The sequence below is a fragment of the Allobrachymonas wangyanguii genome, assembly GCF_045055315.1.
GTDB classification, from domain to species: Bacteria; Pseudomonadota; Gammaproteobacteria; order Burkholderiales; family Burkholderiaceae_C; genus Brachymonas; species Brachymonas wangyanguii.
On the sequence record NZ_CP173677.1, the window covers coordinates 1,634,528 to 1,649,165 of the forward strand.

Sequence of the window (14,638 nt, forward strand, 5' to 3'; positions counted from 1 at the left end):
CATGTACAACCGCAACATCCTGATCGAACAGACCGACCCCGAAGTGTGGGCCGCCATCCAGGCCGAGAACCAGCGCCAGGAAGAACACATCGAGCTGATTGCCAGCGAAAACTACGCCTCCCCGGCCGTGATGGCCGCCCAGGGCACGCAGCTCACCAACAAGTACGCCGAAGGCTACCCGGGCAAGCGCTACTACGGTGGCTGCGAGAACGTGGACGTGGTCGAGCAGCTGGCGATTGATCGCGTGAAGCAGCTGTTTGGCGCCGAAGCCGCCAACGTGCAACCCAACTCCGGCTCGCAGGCCAACCAGGGCGTGCTGCTGGCTTTCCTGAAGCCCGGCGACACCATCATGGGCATGAGCCTGGCCGAAGGCGGTCACCTGACGCACGGCATGGCCCTGAACATGTCTGGCAAGTGGTTCAACGTCGTCAGCTACGGCCTGAACGAGCAGGAAGAGATCGATTACGACGCGATGGAGCGCAAGGCACACGAAAGCAAGCCGAAGCTGATCATCGGTGGCGCCTCGGCCTACAGCCTGCGTATCGACTTCGAGCGCATGTCGCGCATCGCCAAGGACGTGGGCGCGCTGTTCATGGTCGACATGGCGCACTATGCCGGCCTGATCGCCGCGGGCGTCTACCCCAACCCGGTGCCGTATGCCGACGTGGTCACCTCCACCACGCACAAGAGCCTGCGCGGCCCGCGCGGCGGCATCATCCTGATGAAGGCCGAGCACGAGAAGGCGATCAACAGCGCCATCTTCCCGGGCCTGCAGGGTGGTCCGCTGATGCACGTGATTGCCGGCAAGGCCGTCGCCTTCAAGGAAGCGCTGACGCCCGAGTTCAAGTCCTACCAGGAACAGGTGCTGAAGAACGCCGTGGTCGTGGCCGAGACGCTGTCCCAGCGTGGCCTGCGCATTGTCAGCGGCCGCACCGAAAGCCACGTGATGCTGGTCGACCTGCGCAACAAGGGCATTACCGGCAAGGAAGCCGAAGCCGTGCTGGGTGATGCCCACATGACGATCAACAAGAACTCGATCCCGAACGATCCCGAGAAGCCCTTCGTGACCAGCGGCCTGCGTGTCGGTACGCCGGCCATGACCACGCGCGGCTTCAAGGAAGAGGAAGCCCGCATCACCGCCAACCTGATGGCTGACGTGCTGGACAACCCGCGTGACGAGGCCAACATCGCCGCCGTGCGCGCCAAGGTGGCCGAGCTGGTAAGCCGTTTCCCGGTTTACCGCTGATCCTGTCGTGGCACCCGCGGGTGCCACACATGATGCCGACGCCCTGCCCTGTGCAGGGCGTTGTCGTTTCCGGCTTCAGAACACCAGCGTGCGCCAGCGCAGGTCGGCCGCGCGCGCCATGAACTGCACGGCGCCGCCATGGCCGGAGCATTCGGGGATCAGGCCGTGCATCTCCATGCCATGCGCGCGCAGCGCATCGGTGCAGGCGAGCAGGCGCACGCCATGCGATACCGCCTCGCGCATGGCCGTGGCCACATCCTTCTGGTGGTGCGCCGCCTGCAGGCCTTCGGCGATGCCGGGTTGCAGCAGGCGCACGCTGCCGGCAGTGAAATAGATCTCGACCGGGACTTCCATCGCCGCCGCGGCTGCGGCAAAGAAGAACGGCGTATGCAGCAGATCGGGGCGCTCCGGGCCGGAAGCCCAAAGCAGGATGGCAATGCCATCGGCGGCGTGATCGACAAAGGCCATGGCTTATTCGATGCGGTTGAGCCAGGCGTGATGCTGCATCGCCGGCAAGACCTGTGCGTCACCGTGCAGCAGCGCCTGCTGGTCCGATGCCCAATCGCTCAGGCGGATACGCGCCAGCCAACCTTCGCCATAAGGATCCTGGTGCACGCGCTCGGGAGTGTCCTCCAGCAGCGGATTGACCTCGATGACTTCGCCGCTGACCGGCGTCTTGACCGAGACTACCGACTTGGCCAGCTCGACAACGCCGACCGAAGCGCCTTGCTCCAGTGACGTGCCGACACGCTTGGGGCGGCACATATAGATATCGCCCGAGTGGCGGATACCCAGCGCGGTAATGCCAATGGTGACGCAGCCGTCAGCGTCCGGGCGCGCCCAGACCTGATGCTCGATCAGGTAATAAAGATCAGCAGGAAAAGCGAGTCCGTTCAGTGGCATGGAGGCAGTATCGGGTCAATCATTGCGGCCATCCCCCAGCTCGGTGGCTGGCGGGATCGCGGCGGGAACATGGGCAGGCGGCGTTGCCGTTGGTGTGGCAGCTGGTGTCGGCGCGACAACCGGCGCGGGCTCGGGCGTCACTACCTTGGCATCAGAGCCGTAGGCCGGCAGGCTGCTGTTCGCCTGTGCCGCTGTCACGCCGCTGGCCGCAAAGGCCAAGGTCAGATCCGGCTGGCCGGCTGCCTGCAGCACCACCTGGCGTACGCCAACCGAAGCCAGCTTCCAGCCATCGACGAGTTCCTCACCCAGCTTGACGTGGCGACCGGGCTGACCATCGATGGCGATGATGGCAGTGCCGCCCCCTTGCAGCCGGCTGACCGTGCCTTGCAGCACGAATCGGCCCGGACCGGCCGGGGCCGCCTGGCCTTGCGTATCCGCCGGCGCAGCGGCAATGGCCTCGTCCTGATGGCCCAGCAGGCTGGCCAGGCTGTCCTGCTGGCTTTGCAAGCGGCTGTCGGCCACGCTGACCATCACGGCTACCGGTTCGCCCTGCGTGCCGAGCAGCGCATAGGCCAGCACCGCACTGGCGGCAAACCAGGGCAACAGGCTGCCGATACGCACGCCCCAGCGCTCGGCCGGAGGCAGCGCAAAAGCAGGGATACGGTTGGACAACAGACTGGGAGAGGCGCTCATGTGCGCCATTATGCGGCATCTCGCATGGGCCCGACAGGCGACTGGAATACATGCAACAGTCACTTGACTGTCACACAACAGCGTTATGTTTGCCGCATTTCCGAGGAGTTTTCATGCGATTGTCTTCCCTTGCGGCACTGCGCCGTCGCCAGCCACGCCAACGCGCTGCCCGTGGCTTTACCCTGATCGAGTTGATGGTGGTGCTGGTCATCATTGGTGTGCTGGGTGCCCTGGTGGTGCCTAGCGTGCTCGGCCGAGCCGATGATGCACGCGTCACCGCCGCCAGGACCGATGTCAGCAACCTGATGCAGGCGCTCAAGCTGTATCGTCTGGACAACCAGCGCTACCCGACAGCCGAACAGGGCCTGCAGGCGCTGGTGAGCAAGCCGGAAAGCCAGCCGGTGCCGGCCAACTGGAAGCCGTATCTGGAAAAGCTGCCGGCCGACCCCTGGGGCAATGCCTACCAGTACGCCAACCCCGGCATCCAGGGTGAAGTGGACGTGATGTCCTTTGGCGCCGACGGCAAGGCCGGCGGCGAAGGCAAGGATGCCGATATCGGCAGCTGGCAGTAAGTGTCCATGGGCGGCAGGCGCGTCCGGCGCGCAGCCGGCGGATTCACCCTGATCGAGCTGCTGGTAGTGCTGCTGATCGTGGCGGTTGCCAGTGGCGCGGCCACGCTGGCGCTGCGCGATGGCGACCAGATGCGGCTGGATCGTGAGGCCGAACGGTTGGCCGCCGTGCTCGAAAGCGCGCGTGCGCAGTCGCGCGCCAGCGGCCTGCCGGTACGCTGGCAGGCGACCAGCGATGGCCAGGGCTTCCAGTTTCTCGGCCTGCCGCATGCACGGCTGTCCCACCCCTGGCTGCAACCGACGCTGGTGCTGCGCGGCGGCCTGCTGACTGCGCCACGCCAGGGGGCCGATGCGGAGCTGCTGCTGGGGCCGGAACCAATCTTGCCGGCACAATCGCTGACGCTGGGCGTACCCGGCAAGCCCGGACTGGAGCGCACGCTGCAGACCGATGGCCTGCGGCCTTTCCGTGTGGCGCAGGCAGCTGCAGCACAACCATGATGCGACGTCCCCGCCCTGCCCCGGCCAACCGCCGGGGTTTTACGCTGATCGAAGTGCTGGTAGCACTCGCCATCGTGGCGGTGGCGCTGGTGGCCGGCACGCAAGCCACCAGTGCGCTGATCCGGCACAGCGAGCGCCAGTCCGAGCTCCTGCTGGGCCAGCTGTGCGCCGAAAACCAGCTGATCGCGATGCGGCTGTCCACCCAGTACCCGGCAGTGGGCGAATCGACCGTGGCCTGCAGCCAGGCCGGTCGCGAGCTGCAGGTCAGAGTCAGCGTGCACACCACGCTGAACCCGCATTTCCGGCGCATCGATGCGCAGGCGCTGGAACAGGAACGTCCGCTGCTGCGCCTGTCCACCATTCTGGGCAAGTGGTGAGCATGCGCCGATCTCCCCTGCGCCGCGCATCACGCGGCTTCACGCTGATCGAGTTGATGGTGGCACTCTCCATCATGGCGCTGCTGGCGCTGCTGAGCTGGCGCGGACTGGATGCCATGATCCGCGCGCAGCAGGTGACGCAGGCCCAGGGCGAACGCCTGACGCTGTTGCAGACGGCGCTGGCGCAATGGCGCAGCGATCTCGATGCGATGCTGCCGGTATCGGCGCAACCGGCACAGCCGGTGCTGGCCTGGAACGGTCGCGCACTGCGCGTGCTGCGGCTGGCGCCCGCCAGCGACAGCCCGGTGGCACAGGGCGATTCCAGCTTGCTGCTGCCGGCCGGCAGCCAGGTCGTCGCCTGGTCGCTGCGCAGCCAGTGCGCCAGCCCGGGTGCTACGCCGTGCTGGATCCGCTGGCAGTCCCCCGTGTTGCGTACCGTCGGTGAACAGCAGCAGGCCTGGCAACAGGCGGCACGCTGGACCGAAGGCCAGGAGCAGCTGCCCGGAGAGCAGGAACTGGTGCCGCTCACCAACTGGAAACTGCTGCACTTCCGCGATGCCAACTGGCGCCCGGCCAGCGAGCAGGAGCTGCCACTGGCAGGCGAACAGGCCCTGGCCAGCATGCCCGACGCGATACGGCTGGAACTGCAACTGCCCGATACCGACAGCGCCCTGCACGGCACGCTCACCATGGACTGGATACCGGCCACGCTGACACGGAGACGCTCATGAAGCGCCGCAGCCTGCCCCGCCGGCGCCCGCAACGCGGTGCCGCCCTGCTGCTGGCGATGCTGACGGTAACGCTGGTGACCGCCTTTGCCGCGGCCGCCGCCTGGCAGCAATGGCGCGCCACCGAGGTCGAGGCGGCCGAGCGCGCCCGCCTGCAGACCAGCTGGCTGCTGTCCGGCGCCATCGACTGGACACGCCAGATCCTGCAGGAAGACACGCGCCAGACCCAGGCCGACCACCTGTCCGAACCCTGGGCGGTGCCGCTGCTGGAGGCGCGCATGAGCAGCTTTCTGGCCGCAGAGGGCAACGTCACTGCCAACAGCACCGACCTGCCCGATGACGCCTTCCTGTCCGGCCAGGTGCAGGACATGCAGGGCCGCTTCAATCTGGGCAACCTGATACGACAGGGCCAGCCATCCCAGCGTGACGTGCAGACGCTGCAGCGCCTGTTCCAGGAGCTCGGCCTGCCAACGCAAGAGGCAAACCAGCTCGTCAGCCAGTGGGAACGCTCCTGGCGCGCCAACCAGGGCAGTGCCCAGGTCGATCCCGGCGCGCCGCTGCTGCCACAGCGCATCGAGCAGCTGGTCTGGCTCGGCCTGCCGGCTGAACGCATTGCGCAGCTGGAGCCGCATCTGGCGATCCTGCCCGAATACACCGCCATCAATGTAAATACCGCCACCCAGGAGGTGCTGCTGGCTGCTGCCGGCGATGCCACCCGCTCGCAGGTGCTGCAGCTGGTGAGCCGGCGCAACAGCCAGCCTTTCCTGAAGATGGACGCCGTGCGCGAGTTGCTGCCAACTGGCGGCCAGCAGGCCAGCCTGGGCGTGAGCAGCCGCTATTTCCTGATCCACGGCAAGCTGCGCATTGGCGATGTCCGCATCGAGGAACAGGCGCTGATCCAGCGTGACGGCCTGAGCTCGATCGTGCTGTGGCGCCAGAAGGACAGCGTAATCGCCCAGGATCCTGCCACCCAGCGCTGAGGTCGCCCGGTACATGTCATGTAGATGATGCTTTCATGACATTCCGGCGTCATATTGACTGCCTAGAATCGCACCGCCCCATGTCCCAATTGCTTGTCCGATTCCCCCTGCCCGGCCACGATGCAGCCGATGGCTACGCGTTTGCCCTGAGCCCCGATGGTCAGGGTGTGTCGCAGCATGGCATGGCCGCTGCCGATGCCCTGCCGCTGGCCGATGCGCACGAGGTGATCGGCATCGTGCCGGTGCAGGCGCTGTCCTGGCATGCGCTGGAGCTGCCCAAGGGCAGCCTGGCCTCGCCAGCACGCACGCGGCTGGTGCTGGACGGCCTGCTGGAAGAGCTGGTGCTGGACGATATGGAGATACTGCACTGCGCGCTGCAGCCGAATGCCGCCATCGGCCAGCCGGTCTGGGTCTGTACCTGCCGGCTCGACTGGCTGCAGCAGCATCTGGAACAGCTGCGCCTGGCCGGCTGCGAGGTGCAACGCCTGGTGCCGGAGGCCGCGCCGCTGCCACTGCAAGAGCTGCCTGAACCGGCGTTACAGCAGGACACGCTGCAGGCGATTGGCGATCCGCTGGAAGGGGCCTGGTGGCTGCGTCGTGCGCATCTGCTGTCACAAGGCGGTGCTGCCCCCGGCCTGCTGTGCTGGCCGCTGCAGGCACCCGACACGCTGGAACCCGATCCACTGCTGCCCAGCTGGCTGTCCCAGGCCGAACCGGGCCGCATCCAGGCCGATGCCGCCGTGGCGCAACGCGCCGAACAACTGATACAGCAAGCGGTGCAGGTGCGCCATCCGTCCGAACGCTGGCTGGAAAGCCTGTCGTCCGGCTGGAACCTGTCCCAGTTCAGCCTGGCAAACCAGCCGGCCGACCGCTGGAAACGCCTGCTGCGCCAGGGCTGGCAGCGCTTTTGCCATGCACCGCAGTGGCAGGCGACACGCTGGGGACTGGCCGCCCTGCTGCTGGTTTCCTTGCTGGGCCTGAACCTGCTGGCCTGGCAGGCCGAACGCCGGCTGGAGCAGCAAAAGGCCGAGATTGATCGCATCCTGACCAGCACCTTCCCACAGGTGAAGCTGGTCGTCGATGCACCGAAGCAGATGCAGCGCGAAGTCAGCCTCCTGCAGCAACAACATGCGGTGCTGACCGGCCATACGCTGGAAGGCCGGCTCGCTGCCGTAGTCGCCAGCTCGCCCGAAGCCGAGCTGCAACAGCTGGAATGGGATGGCCAGGTGCTGCGCCTCAAGGGCCTGGCGCTCGGCACCGACCAGCAATCCGCCATCCAGTCCGCGCTGGCCGATGCCGCCGTGCGCGTGCGTCAGGACGGCAATGACTGGCTGCTGGAGACACGTCCATGAGCCGCACCGATGCCCTGAGCGCCAAACTACGTCCGCAGCTGCAGGTGGTGCGCCAGCGCTGGCAGCAGCTGTCGCCGCGTGAGCGCATGCTGCTGCAGGTCGGCGGCGGCGTGCTGCTGCTGGCGCTGCTCTGGCTGCTGGCGATAGCGCCTGCGCTGCAGACCCTGCGCGAAGCCCCACAACGCAAGGCCGACCTGGACCGCCAGCTGATCCAGATGCGCCACCTGCAGGAGCAGGCGCACGCGCTGCAGCAACTGCCGCGCGTCAATCCAGCCACGCGTGAGCAGCTGTTGACTGAACTGTCGCTGCGCCTGCTCGGACCGGACAGTATCAGCGTGCAGGCCGGCCAGGCGCAGATCCAGCTGCGCAACGTGCCGCCAGCGGCACTGGCCGAATGGCTGATGCAGACACGCCTGCTGGCCCATGTATTGCCGCAACAGGCACAGCTGCAGCGCAGCGCCACCGGCTGGAACGGCAGCCTGATCGTGTCACTGCCGGCGCAGGAGGCCGCCCGATGAAGACACCGCGCATCCCCCTGCCCCAGCTGCGCCTGCCGCGCCCGCAGCTGCGCTTGCGCCTGCCGGCTCCGGCATCGGCACGCCGTACACGCCTGCCCCAGGCCGCTGGCCCGGTACGCCTGCTGCGCCCCTGGTATTGGGCGCTGGCCGGCATGCTGCTCGGCCTGCTGCTGACCATCGTGCTGTTTGCACCGGCGCGCTGGCTGGCCGCTGCCGTGTCCTATGCCAGCGATGAAAAGGTACAGCTGCAGGATGCCAGCGGCACGGTCTGGAACGGCTCGGCCTGGCTGGTGCTGACCGGCGGCAGCCAGAGCCGCGATGCCACCACCTTGCCTTCGCGGCTGGAGTGGCAACTGCGTCCGCGCTTGCTGGGTGCCCGTGTAGCGCTGGAAAGCGCCTGCTGCACGCGCCAGCCGCTGCAACTCGAGGTCAGCTGGCAACCCGGCCGCACGCTGCTGCAACTGGCCGATAGCGACATCGACCTGCCCAGCAGCCTGCTGGCCGGTCTGGGCACGCCCTGGAACACGCTGCAGCTGGATGGCCGGCTGGGCGCGCGCAGCAAGAACCTGCAGCTGGCGCTGGTCCAGGGCCGCAGCCAGCTCTCCGGCACGCTCGATATCCGCCTGGACCAGGCCACCACGCGCCTGTCCACGCTGAGCCCGATTGGCAGCTACCAGCTGCGCCTGCTGGGCGGCGCGCCCGGCAGTACCGCCCGCCCCGAACTCACGCTCGACAGCCAGCCCGGCAGCAGCCTGCTGCTGCAGGGCAAGGGCGAGTGGATCGATGGCAAGTTCCGCTTCCGTGGCGAAGCCCGTGCCGATGCCGGCAAGGAAGAAGCGCTGAACAACCTGATCAACATCATCGGCCGCCGCAGTGGCGACCGTTCCATTCTTTCCGTGGGCTAAGCCCGAACCACCATGTTGTCGTTTTTCACCCCTCCCACCCTCCTGCAGTCCGCACGCGGCTGGCGCCATGGCCTGGCCGTGGCGCTGCTGCTGGCCGGCCTGGCGCAGACTGCGCCGGCCTGGTCGCAGGAACGCATCACGCTGAATTTTTCCAATGCCGATATCGAATCGGTAGCGCGCACGATTGCCTCCATCACCGGCCGCAACGTGGTGCTGGATGCACGCGCCAAGGGCACCATCAGCATCCAGTCCGAGCGCCCGGTGACGCCGGCACAGGCGGTCAACCAGTTCGCCGCGGCGCTGCGCCTGCAGGGCCTGGCGCTGGTGCAGGCCGATGGCATGTACAAGGTCGTGCCCGAAGCCGATGCCAAGCTGCAGGCACGCATGCTGCCGCGCGGCCAGAGCACCATGGGCAACCAGGTGGTGACGCGCGTGTTCAAGCTGCAGCACGAAAACAGCGCCAACCTGATTCCGGTACTGCGCCCGCTGATCAGCCCCAACAACACCATCAACGCCAGCGGCAGCAGCACGCTGGTGGTAACCGATTACGCCGATAACGTCGAGCGCATCAGTCGCATCATTTCCGGCATCGACCAGCCGGTCGGCAGCGGCGTCGAAGTGATCCCGCTGCGCTACGGCGTGGCCACCGACATGGCACCGCTGGTGCAGCGCCTGCTGGATGGCAGCGGTGTCGGTGCCGTGGCCGCCCAGGCAACGGCTACCGGCGTCGGCGGCTTCAGCCGTACCGTGGTGCTGCCGGAGCCGCGCAGCAACGCGCTGCTGCTGCGTGCGCCCACCCACGCGCAAGCCCTGGAAGCGCGCAGCCTGATCCTGAAGCTCGACCAGCCAGCGCTGAGCAACCACAGCAGCAACGGTGCCGCCGGCAATATCTGGGTGGTACACCTGAAGAACTCCGATGCCGCCAAGATGGCCACCACGCTGCGCGCCGCCATGGCAGCCAACGATGCCGCCATCCAGGGCAACACCGGTAGCATGGGCGTGAACGCGGGAACCAGCAGCAGTAACACCACCGGCAACCAGGTGCAGGTCACCGCCACCTCGGCGCTGCAGACCAGCGGCAACCCGTCCACCGGCGGCCGCATCCAGGCCGATCCGAGCACCAACTCGCTGGTCATTACCGCGAGCGAACCGGAATACCGCCAGCTGCGCGCCGTGATCGATCGCCTGGATACGCGCCGCGCCCAGATCTACGTGGAAAGCCTGATCGCCGAAGTGAATGCCGATACCGCCGCCGATCTGGGCATCCAGTGGCAGAACGCCTTCAGCAGCAGTGGCAACGTCGGCCTGATCGGCACCAACTTTGGCGGCCCGGGCAATATCCTCGGCATGACGGCGGCGATTGCCAACCGCACCATGCCCGACGTGCGTGGCGGCCTCAACCTGGCCATGACCGATCGCGTCAATGGCCAGCCGATCCTCGGCCTGGTCGCCAACTTCCTGCAAAGCACCGGCGATGCCAACATCCTGTCCACGCCCAACCTGATCACGCTGGACAACGAGGAAGCACGCATCATGATCGGCAAGAACGTGCCCTTCGTCACCGGCCAGTACACCAACAACAACAGCGGCAACGGCGCCGTCAACCCGTTCCAGACCATCGAGCGCCAGGACGTCGGCCTGACGCTGCGCGTGAAGCCGCAGATCGGCGAGAACGACTCGGTACGCATGCAGATCTACCAGGAAGTCAGCAGCGTCGATCCGGCCTCGGTCAACTCGCCCAGCGGCCTGAGCACCAACAAGCGCTCGATCGAATCGAATGTGGTGGTCGGCGACAGCCAGATCATCGTGCTGGGCGGCCTGCTGTCCGACGAATATGCCAACACCCAGCAGAAGATTCCGCTGCTCGGCGATATTCCGGTGATTGGCGGCCTGTTCCGCAACGAGAACCGCAGCCGCAAGAAGACCAACCTGATGGTATTCCTGCGCCCGATCGTGGTGCGCGACCTGAGCGACAGCCATGCGCTGTCGATGGACCGCTACGACATGATGCGCGCCACCCAGATCAATACCCAGCCGAACCCGGGCCTGATCCAGCCGCTGCAGGCACCAGTGCTGCCAGCCGTCCGTCCGCAAGATGACAGCGCCTGGGCACCGGTCAGCGATGCACCGGAAAAAGTGCTGCCGCGTCCGCTGATCTACGAGAACATGCAGACGCCAGGCGCTCACCTGCAACCTGCACTGGAAAAGACGGAGGAAAACGTGATTACCCCTAACGGGAATTTTACTTTCGAAATCAATCATCAGCCAGCCCATATCTCTGCGGACACCTGGGACAACTCGGGCGGAGCGTAAGCGGCATGCGACACCCCCTGCCCTACGCCTTTGCGCGCAAGCACCAGCTGCTGCTGGAACAGCAGGATGACGGCAGTCTGCTGCTCTGGCATGGCCGCGACCAGGCTCCCACGGCGGCCTGGAACGAGGTCATGCGCAAGTACCCGGTGGGCGCGCACCGCACGCTGGAAGCGCCGGCGCTGGCGCAGCGCATCAGCGCCGCCTACGCCCAGGGCGAATCGACCGCCGCCAGCATCGTCAGCGAGGTAGAAAGCGATGCCGACCTGTCGCGCATGATGCAGGAGCTGCCGCCGGTAGAAGACCTGCTGGAGGCCGCCGACGAAGCGCCCATCATCCGCATGCTCAACGCCTTGCTGACCCAGGCGGCCCGTGATGGCGCCAGCGATATCCATATCGAGCCCTACGAACACCACAGCCTGGTGCGATTCCGTGTGGACGGCAATCTGCGCGAGGTGGTACAGCCCAACCGCGCGCTGCACGCAGCGCTGATCTCGCGCCTGAAGATCATGGCCGATCTCGATATTGCAGAAAAGCGCCTGCCGCAGGATGGCCGCATCAGCCTGCGTCTGGGCACACGTGCCATCGACGTGCGTGTGTCCACCCTGCCGAGCGCCTTTGGCGAACGCGCCGTGCTGCGCCTGCTGGACAAGTCTGGCAACAAGATCAGCCTGGAAGCGGTCGGCATGCAGGGTGATACCTTGCGCCAGTTCGACCATTTGATCCGCCAGCCGCACGGCATCCTGCTGGTCACCGGCCCGACCGGTTCCGGCAAGACCACCACGCTGTATTCGGCGCTGAGCCGACTCGATGCGCGCAGCGGCAACATCATGACGGTGGAAGACCCGATCGAGTACGAACTGCCCGGCATTGGCCAGACGCAGGTGAATGCCCGCATCGACCTGACTTTCGCGCGCGCGCTGCGTGCGCTGCTGCGCCAAGATCCGGACGTGATCATGATCGGCGAGATCCGCGATTTCGAAACTGCGCAGATCGCGATCCAGGCCTCTCTCACCGGCCACCTGGTGCTGGCGACCTTGCACACCAACGATGCCGCCAGCGCCGTCACACGCCTGGCCGACATGGGCATCGAGCCCTTCCTGCTGTCGTCCTCGCTGCTGGGCGTGCTGGCACAGCGGCTGGTACGCAAGCGCTGCCAACATTGCCACGGCAGCGGTTGCGAGCACTGCGGCCACAGCGGCTATGCGGGACGCACCGGTATCTTCGAGCTGCTGGTGGTGGACGACACCATCCGCGAGCAGATCCACCACAGTGCCGCCGAAGCCGATATTCGCGCTGCCGCCCAGCGCGCCGGCATGACGCTGATGCGCGACGACGGCCAGCGCCTGGTCGATACCGGCATCACCACGCTGGAAGAACTGCTGCGCGTGACGCGCGACTAAGGACACCCCGCCGCCATGCCCGTCTACCAGTACCAGGCGCTCGATGCCAATGGCCGCACCCGCAAGGGCACGCTGGAGGCCGATACGCTCAAGGCGGCACGCACTGCCGTGCGTGCACGCGAGCTGGTGCCACTGGAAGTCAAGGCGCTACAAGGCGATGCGGCGCAGCGCGGCAGCGGCCTGAACCGCCAGCTGTTCGTCAGCAAGATATTTGACAGCACCACACTGGCGGTCTGGACGCGCCAATTGGCCGGGCTGGTATCGGCTGGCCTGCCGGTAGAACGTGCGCTGCAGGCGCTAAGCGAAGACGCCGCGCCGGAACGCCAGCGCCAGCTGGTCGGCGCGCTGCGCTCCGAGGTGCATGCCGGCAGCAGCTTTGCCAAGGCGCTGCAGCAGCATCCGCGCGAGTTTACGCCCATCTACACCGCCGTGATTGCCGCCGGTGAGCAAAGCGGCAGCCTCGGCATGGTGCTGCTGCGGCTGGCCGATGACCTGGAGGCGCAGCAGGAACTGAAGTCCAAGGTCACCGGTGCCGCGCTCTATCCGGCGATTGTCTCGCTGGTCGCGGTGGCCATCGTGATCTTCCTGCTCAGCTATGTGGTGCCGCAGGTCGCCGGTGTCTATGCCGGCAGCAAGCGCGCCCTGCCCGTGCTCACCACCATCATGCTCGCCTTCAGCGACCTGATCCGCCAATGGGGCTGGCTGCTGGCGTTGCTGTTACTGGGCGGCGGCCTGCTGCTGCGGCAACTGCTCAAGGGCGATGCCTTCCGTCAGCGCTTCGATGCCTGGTGGCTGAAACTGCCGGTCGTCGGCCCGCTCAGCTGCCAGTACAACGCCGCGCGCTTTGCCGGCACCCTGGCCATGCTGTCGCAGGCCGGCGTGCCGATCCTGCGCGCGCTGCAGGCCGCCACCGCCACGCTCTCCAACCGCGCGATGCAGGTCGATGCCGAAGACGTGATCGTGCTGGTGCGCGAAGGCGCACCCCTGGGCAGCGCACTGAGCCAGAAGAGCCGCTTCCCCAAGCTGATCGGCATGTTTGCCCGCCTCGGCGAGCAGACCGGCCAGCTCGGCGAGATGCTGGGCCGCGTGGCACGCCAGCTCAGTGGCGAGGTGCAGCGGCGTGCCATGCGGCTGGCGACGGTGCTGGAGCCCTTGCTGATCGTTGGCATGGGCCTGGTGGTAATGCTGATCGTGCTGGCAGTGCTGATGCCGATCATGGAATTGAACCAGCTGACCGGCTAAGGTCAAAGTGATTCAGCTCAGCAGGCTGCGCGCCGCCTGCGTGATTGCCGCCACGCCGCGATGCCGGATGCGCCGCTCGATCGAAATCGCGTAGAACTCGGCACGCAGGCTGTCTACCTGTCCGATCAGCTGCATGCCGGTCTGCTCCACGATGCCGTGGGCCAGCACCGCCGGCCCGACATAAAAGCCCACGCCCTTGCGGCCAAACTCCTGCGCCAGCGCGCTGTCATCGAACTCGCCCACGATCACCGGGCGCAGCCCCTGCTCCTGCAGCCAGGCGCGCACGCGCTGCCCCACCGCCGACACCGCCGTCGGCAACAACATGGGCGCCCCCTGCAGACACTGCGGAAACGGCTGCGGATGCTTCTCGCGCAGACTGGTCGCCGCGTAGAAAGCAGACCCCGTGCCACCAAGCCGATGGCTGTATGCCTTGACGCTCACCCCCGCCGGCTGCGGCCCCTCGGACAACACCAGATCCAGCTTGTGCAAAGCCAGCTCGGTCAGCAGATGCTCGATGCGCCCTTCCTGGCACACCAGCCGCACCGGCTCCGGTAGCGACAAGGCCGGCTCCACCAGATGGAGCGCCACCGCCTTGGACAGGCTGTCCACGATGCCAACGCGCAACTCCAGTGCCTTGCTGCCCTGCTCGGCCTGGCCGCGCAGCACCGCTTCCAGTTCGGCGCCCGTGGTAAAGATATCGCGCGCATACTGCAGCGCCATGCGACCGGTTTCGGTCAACTCCAGCGCGCGGCCATTGCGCACGAACAGCTCCACGCCAAGACGCTCTTCCAGCTCGGCAATCTGGCCGCTGATGGTTTGCGGACTCAGATGCAAGCGCTCGCTGGCGCGGGCAATGCTGCCAGCCTCGGCCACTTGCTGGAAATAGTGCAGGTGCTTGTAGTTGAGCATGCCGC

Annotated in this window: 16 protein-coding genes; 12 read left to right on the forward strand and 4 right to left on the reverse strand. The window is 66.7% G+C overall.

The window, feature by feature from the left end; genetic code table 11:
- Window position 1 precedes the first annotated feature (1 nt).
- Window positions 2-1,246 carry a serine hydroxymethyltransferase gene (gene glyA / locus ACI3EV_RS07910; protein WP_329771418.1) on the forward strand — a complete coding sequence of 415 codons (1,245 nt, stop codon included), beginning with the start codon at window positions 2-4 and terminating at the stop codon, window positions 1,244-1,246.
- A 75-nt stretch (window positions 1,247-1,321) separates the two neighbouring features.
- Here the strand turns inward: glyA and ACI3EV_RS07915 are convergent, their stop codons facing one another.
- Genes ACI3EV_RS07915 through ACI3EV_RS07925 form a run of 3 tightly spaced genes read right to left on the reverse strand, consistent with a single transcriptional unit; the run spans window position 1,322 to window position 2,842 of the window.
- A complete protein-coding gene (locus ACI3EV_RS07915) occupies window positions 1,322-1,714 on the reverse strand; it encodes a DsrE family protein (protein WP_337691916.1) in 393 nt (130 codons plus the stop codon).
- 3 nt (window positions 1,715-1,717) lie between these two features.
- Window positions 1,718-2,149: a glycine cleavage system protein H gene (locus tag ACI3EV_RS07920; RefSeq protein ID WP_337691915.1), complete on the reverse strand. Its 432-nt coding sequence runs from the start codon at window positions 2,147-2,149 to the stop codon at window positions 1,718-1,720.
- 15 nt (window positions 2,150-2,164) lie between these two features.
- The gene (locus tag ACI3EV_RS07925; protein ID WP_337691914.1) at window positions 2,165-2,842 is read right to left on the reverse strand and encodes a type II secretion system protein N; all 678 of its coding nucleotides are present in this window, start codon (window positions 2,840-2,842) and stop codon (window positions 2,165-2,167) included.
- Between the two features lie 113 nt (window positions 2,843-2,955).
- Here ACI3EV_RS07925 and gspG point away from each other — a divergent pair, with 113 nt between their 5' ends.
- The 11 genes from gspG to gspF all read left to right on the forward strand — a co-directional run bounded on the left by gspG (window position 2,956) and on the right by gspF (window position 13,724).
- Window positions 2,956-3,414: a type II secretion system major pseudopilin GspG gene (gene gspG / locus ACI3EV_RS07930; RefSeq protein WP_329771422.1), complete on the forward strand. Its 459-nt coding sequence runs from the start codon at window positions 2,956-2,958 to the stop codon at window positions 3,412-3,414.
- A gap of 6 nt (window positions 3,415-3,420) precedes the next feature.
- On the forward strand, window positions 3,421-3,909 hold the full coding sequence (locus ACI3EV_RS07935) for a prepilin-type N-terminal cleavage/methylation domain-containing protein (RefSeq protein WP_337691913.1): 489 nt from the start codon (window positions 3,421-3,423) through the stop codon (window positions 3,907-3,909).
- Window positions 3,909-4,286: a type II secretion system minor pseudopilin GspI gene (gene gspI / locus ACI3EV_RS07940; protein WP_405198063.1), complete on the forward strand. Its 378-nt coding sequence runs from the start codon at window positions 3,909-3,911 to the stop codon at window positions 4,284-4,286. The genes ACI3EV_RS07935 and gspI overlap by 1 nt, the downstream gene beginning before the upstream one ends.
- 2 nt (window positions 4,287-4,288) lie before the next feature.
- Window positions 4,289-5,017, forward strand: coding sequence for a prepilin-type N-terminal cleavage/methylation domain-containing protein (locus ACI3EV_RS07945; RefSeq protein WP_337691912.1), 729 nt, complete (start codon window positions 4,289-4,291; stop codon window positions 5,015-5,017).
- Window positions 5,014-5,994: a type II secretion system minor pseudopilin GspK gene (gene gspK, locus ACI3EV_RS07950; protein ID WP_337691911.1), complete on the forward strand. Its 981-nt coding sequence runs from the start codon at window positions 5,014-5,016 to the stop codon at window positions 5,992-5,994. The genes ACI3EV_RS07945 and gspK overlap by 4 nt, the downstream gene beginning before the upstream one ends.
- A gap of 80 nt (window positions 5,995-6,074) precedes the next feature.
- Window positions 6,075-7,346 (forward strand): type II secretion system protein GspL, encoded by a 1,272-nt coding sequence (gene gspL, locus ACI3EV_RS07955; RefSeq protein ID WP_337691910.1) that lies wholly within the window; start codon window positions 6,075-6,077, stop codon window positions 7,344-7,346.
- The gene (gspM, locus tag ACI3EV_RS07960; protein ID WP_337691909.1) at window positions 7,343-7,864 is read left to right on the forward strand and encodes a type II secretion system protein GspM; all 522 of its coding nucleotides are present in this window, start codon (window positions 7,343-7,345) and stop codon (window positions 7,862-7,864) included. The genes gspL and gspM overlap by 4 nt, the downstream gene beginning before the upstream one ends.
- A complete protein-coding gene (gene gspN / locus ACI3EV_RS07965; RefSeq protein WP_337691908.1) occupies window positions 7,861-8,769 on the forward strand; it encodes a type II secretion system protein N in 909 nt (302 codons plus the stop codon). The genes gspM and gspN overlap by 4 nt, the downstream gene beginning before the upstream one ends.
- Before the next feature lie 12 nt (window positions 8,770-8,781).
- On the forward strand, window positions 8,782-11,082 hold the full coding sequence (gspD, locus tag ACI3EV_RS07970) for a type II secretion system secretin GspD (RefSeq protein WP_337691907.1): 2,301 nt from the start codon (window positions 8,782-8,784) through the stop codon (window positions 11,080-11,082).
- Between the two features lie 5 nt (window positions 11,083-11,087).
- Window positions 11,088-12,482, forward strand: coding sequence for an ATPase, T2SS/T4P/T4SS family (locus ACI3EV_RS07975; protein WP_337691906.1), 1,395 nt, complete (start codon window positions 11,088-11,090; stop codon window positions 12,480-12,482).
- Window positions 12,483-12,497: 15 nt separating this feature from the next.
- Entirely contained in the window at window positions 12,498-13,724 is a 1,227-nt protein-coding gene (gene gspF, locus ACI3EV_RS07980; RefSeq protein WP_337691905.1) for a type II secretion system inner membrane protein GspF, read from the forward strand.
- Window positions 13,725-13,736: 12 nt separating this feature from the next.
- Here the strand turns inward: gspF and nhaR are convergent, their stop codons facing one another.
- Window positions 13,737-14,633: a transcriptional activator NhaR gene (gene nhaR, locus ACI3EV_RS07985; protein ID WP_329770920.1), complete on the reverse strand. Its 897-nt coding sequence runs from the start codon at window positions 14,631-14,633 to the stop codon at window positions 13,737-13,739.
- Between the last annotated feature and the right edge of the window lie 5 nt (window positions 14,634-14,638).

What these genes read in the sequence shown, in the direction of transcription:
- gspL (WP_337691910.1), top strand. Translation starts at nt 6,075, where the DNA reads ATGTCCCAATTGCTTGTCCGATTCCCCCTGCCCGGCCACGATGCAGCC.
- ACI3EV_RS07915 (WP_337691916.1), bottom strand. Translation starts at nt 1,714, where the DNA reads ATGGCCTTTGTCGATCACGCCGCCGATGGCATTGCCATCCTGCTTTGG.
- ACI3EV_RS07920 (WP_337691915.1), bottom strand. Translation starts at nt 2,149, where the DNA reads ATGCCACTGAACGGACTCGCTTTTCCTGCTGATCTTTATTACCTGATC.
- nhaR (WP_329770920.1), bottom strand. Translation starts at nt 14,633, where the DNA reads ATGCTCAACTACAAGCACCTGCACTATTTCCAGCAAGTGGCCGAGGCT.
- gspI (WP_405198063.1), top strand. Translation starts at nt 3,909, where the DNA reads ATGCGACGTCCCCGCCCTGCCCCGGCCAACCGCCGGGGTTTTACGCTG.
- ACI3EV_RS07925 (WP_337691914.1), bottom strand. Translation starts at nt 2,842, where the DNA reads ATGAGCGCCTCTCCCAGTCTGTTGTCCAACCGTATCCCTGCTTTTGCG.
- ACI3EV_RS07935 (WP_337691913.1), top strand. Translation starts at nt 3,421, where the DNA reads ATGGGCGGCAGGCGCGTCCGGCGCGCAGCCGGCGGATTCACCCTGATC.
- ACI3EV_RS07975 (WP_337691906.1), top strand. Translation starts at nt 11,088, where the DNA reads ATGCGACACCCCCTGCCCTACGCCTTTGCGCGCAAGCACCAGCTGCTG.
- gspF (WP_337691905.1), top strand. Translation starts at nt 12,498, where the DNA reads ATGCCCGTCTACCAGTACCAGGCGCTCGATGCCAATGGCCGCACCCGC.
- gspM (WP_337691909.1), top strand. Translation starts at nt 7,343, where the DNA reads ATGAGCCGCACCGATGCCCTGAGCGCCAAACTACGTCCGCAGCTGCAG.
- glyA (WP_329771418.1), top strand. Translation starts at nt 2, where the DNA reads ATGTACAACCGCAACATCCTGATCGAACAGACCGACCCCGAAGTGTGG.
- gspN (WP_337691908.1), top strand. Translation starts at nt 7,861, where the DNA reads ATGAAGACACCGCGCATCCCCCTGCCCCAGCTGCGCCTGCCGCGCCCG.
- gspK (WP_337691911.1), top strand. Translation starts at nt 5,014, where the DNA reads ATGAAGCGCCGCAGCCTGCCCCGCCGGCGCCCGCAACGCGGTGCCGCC.
- gspG (WP_329771422.1), top strand. Translation starts at nt 2,956, where the DNA reads ATGCGATTGTCTTCCCTTGCGGCACTGCGCCGTCGCCAGCCACGCCAA.
- gspD (WP_337691907.1), top strand. Translation starts at nt 8,782, where the DNA reads ATGTTGTCGTTTTTCACCCCTCCCACCCTCCTGCAGTCCGCACGCGGC.
- ACI3EV_RS07945 (WP_337691912.1), top strand. Translation starts at nt 4,289, where the DNA reads ATGCGCCGATCTCCCCTGCGCCGCGCATCACGCGGCTTCACGCTGATC.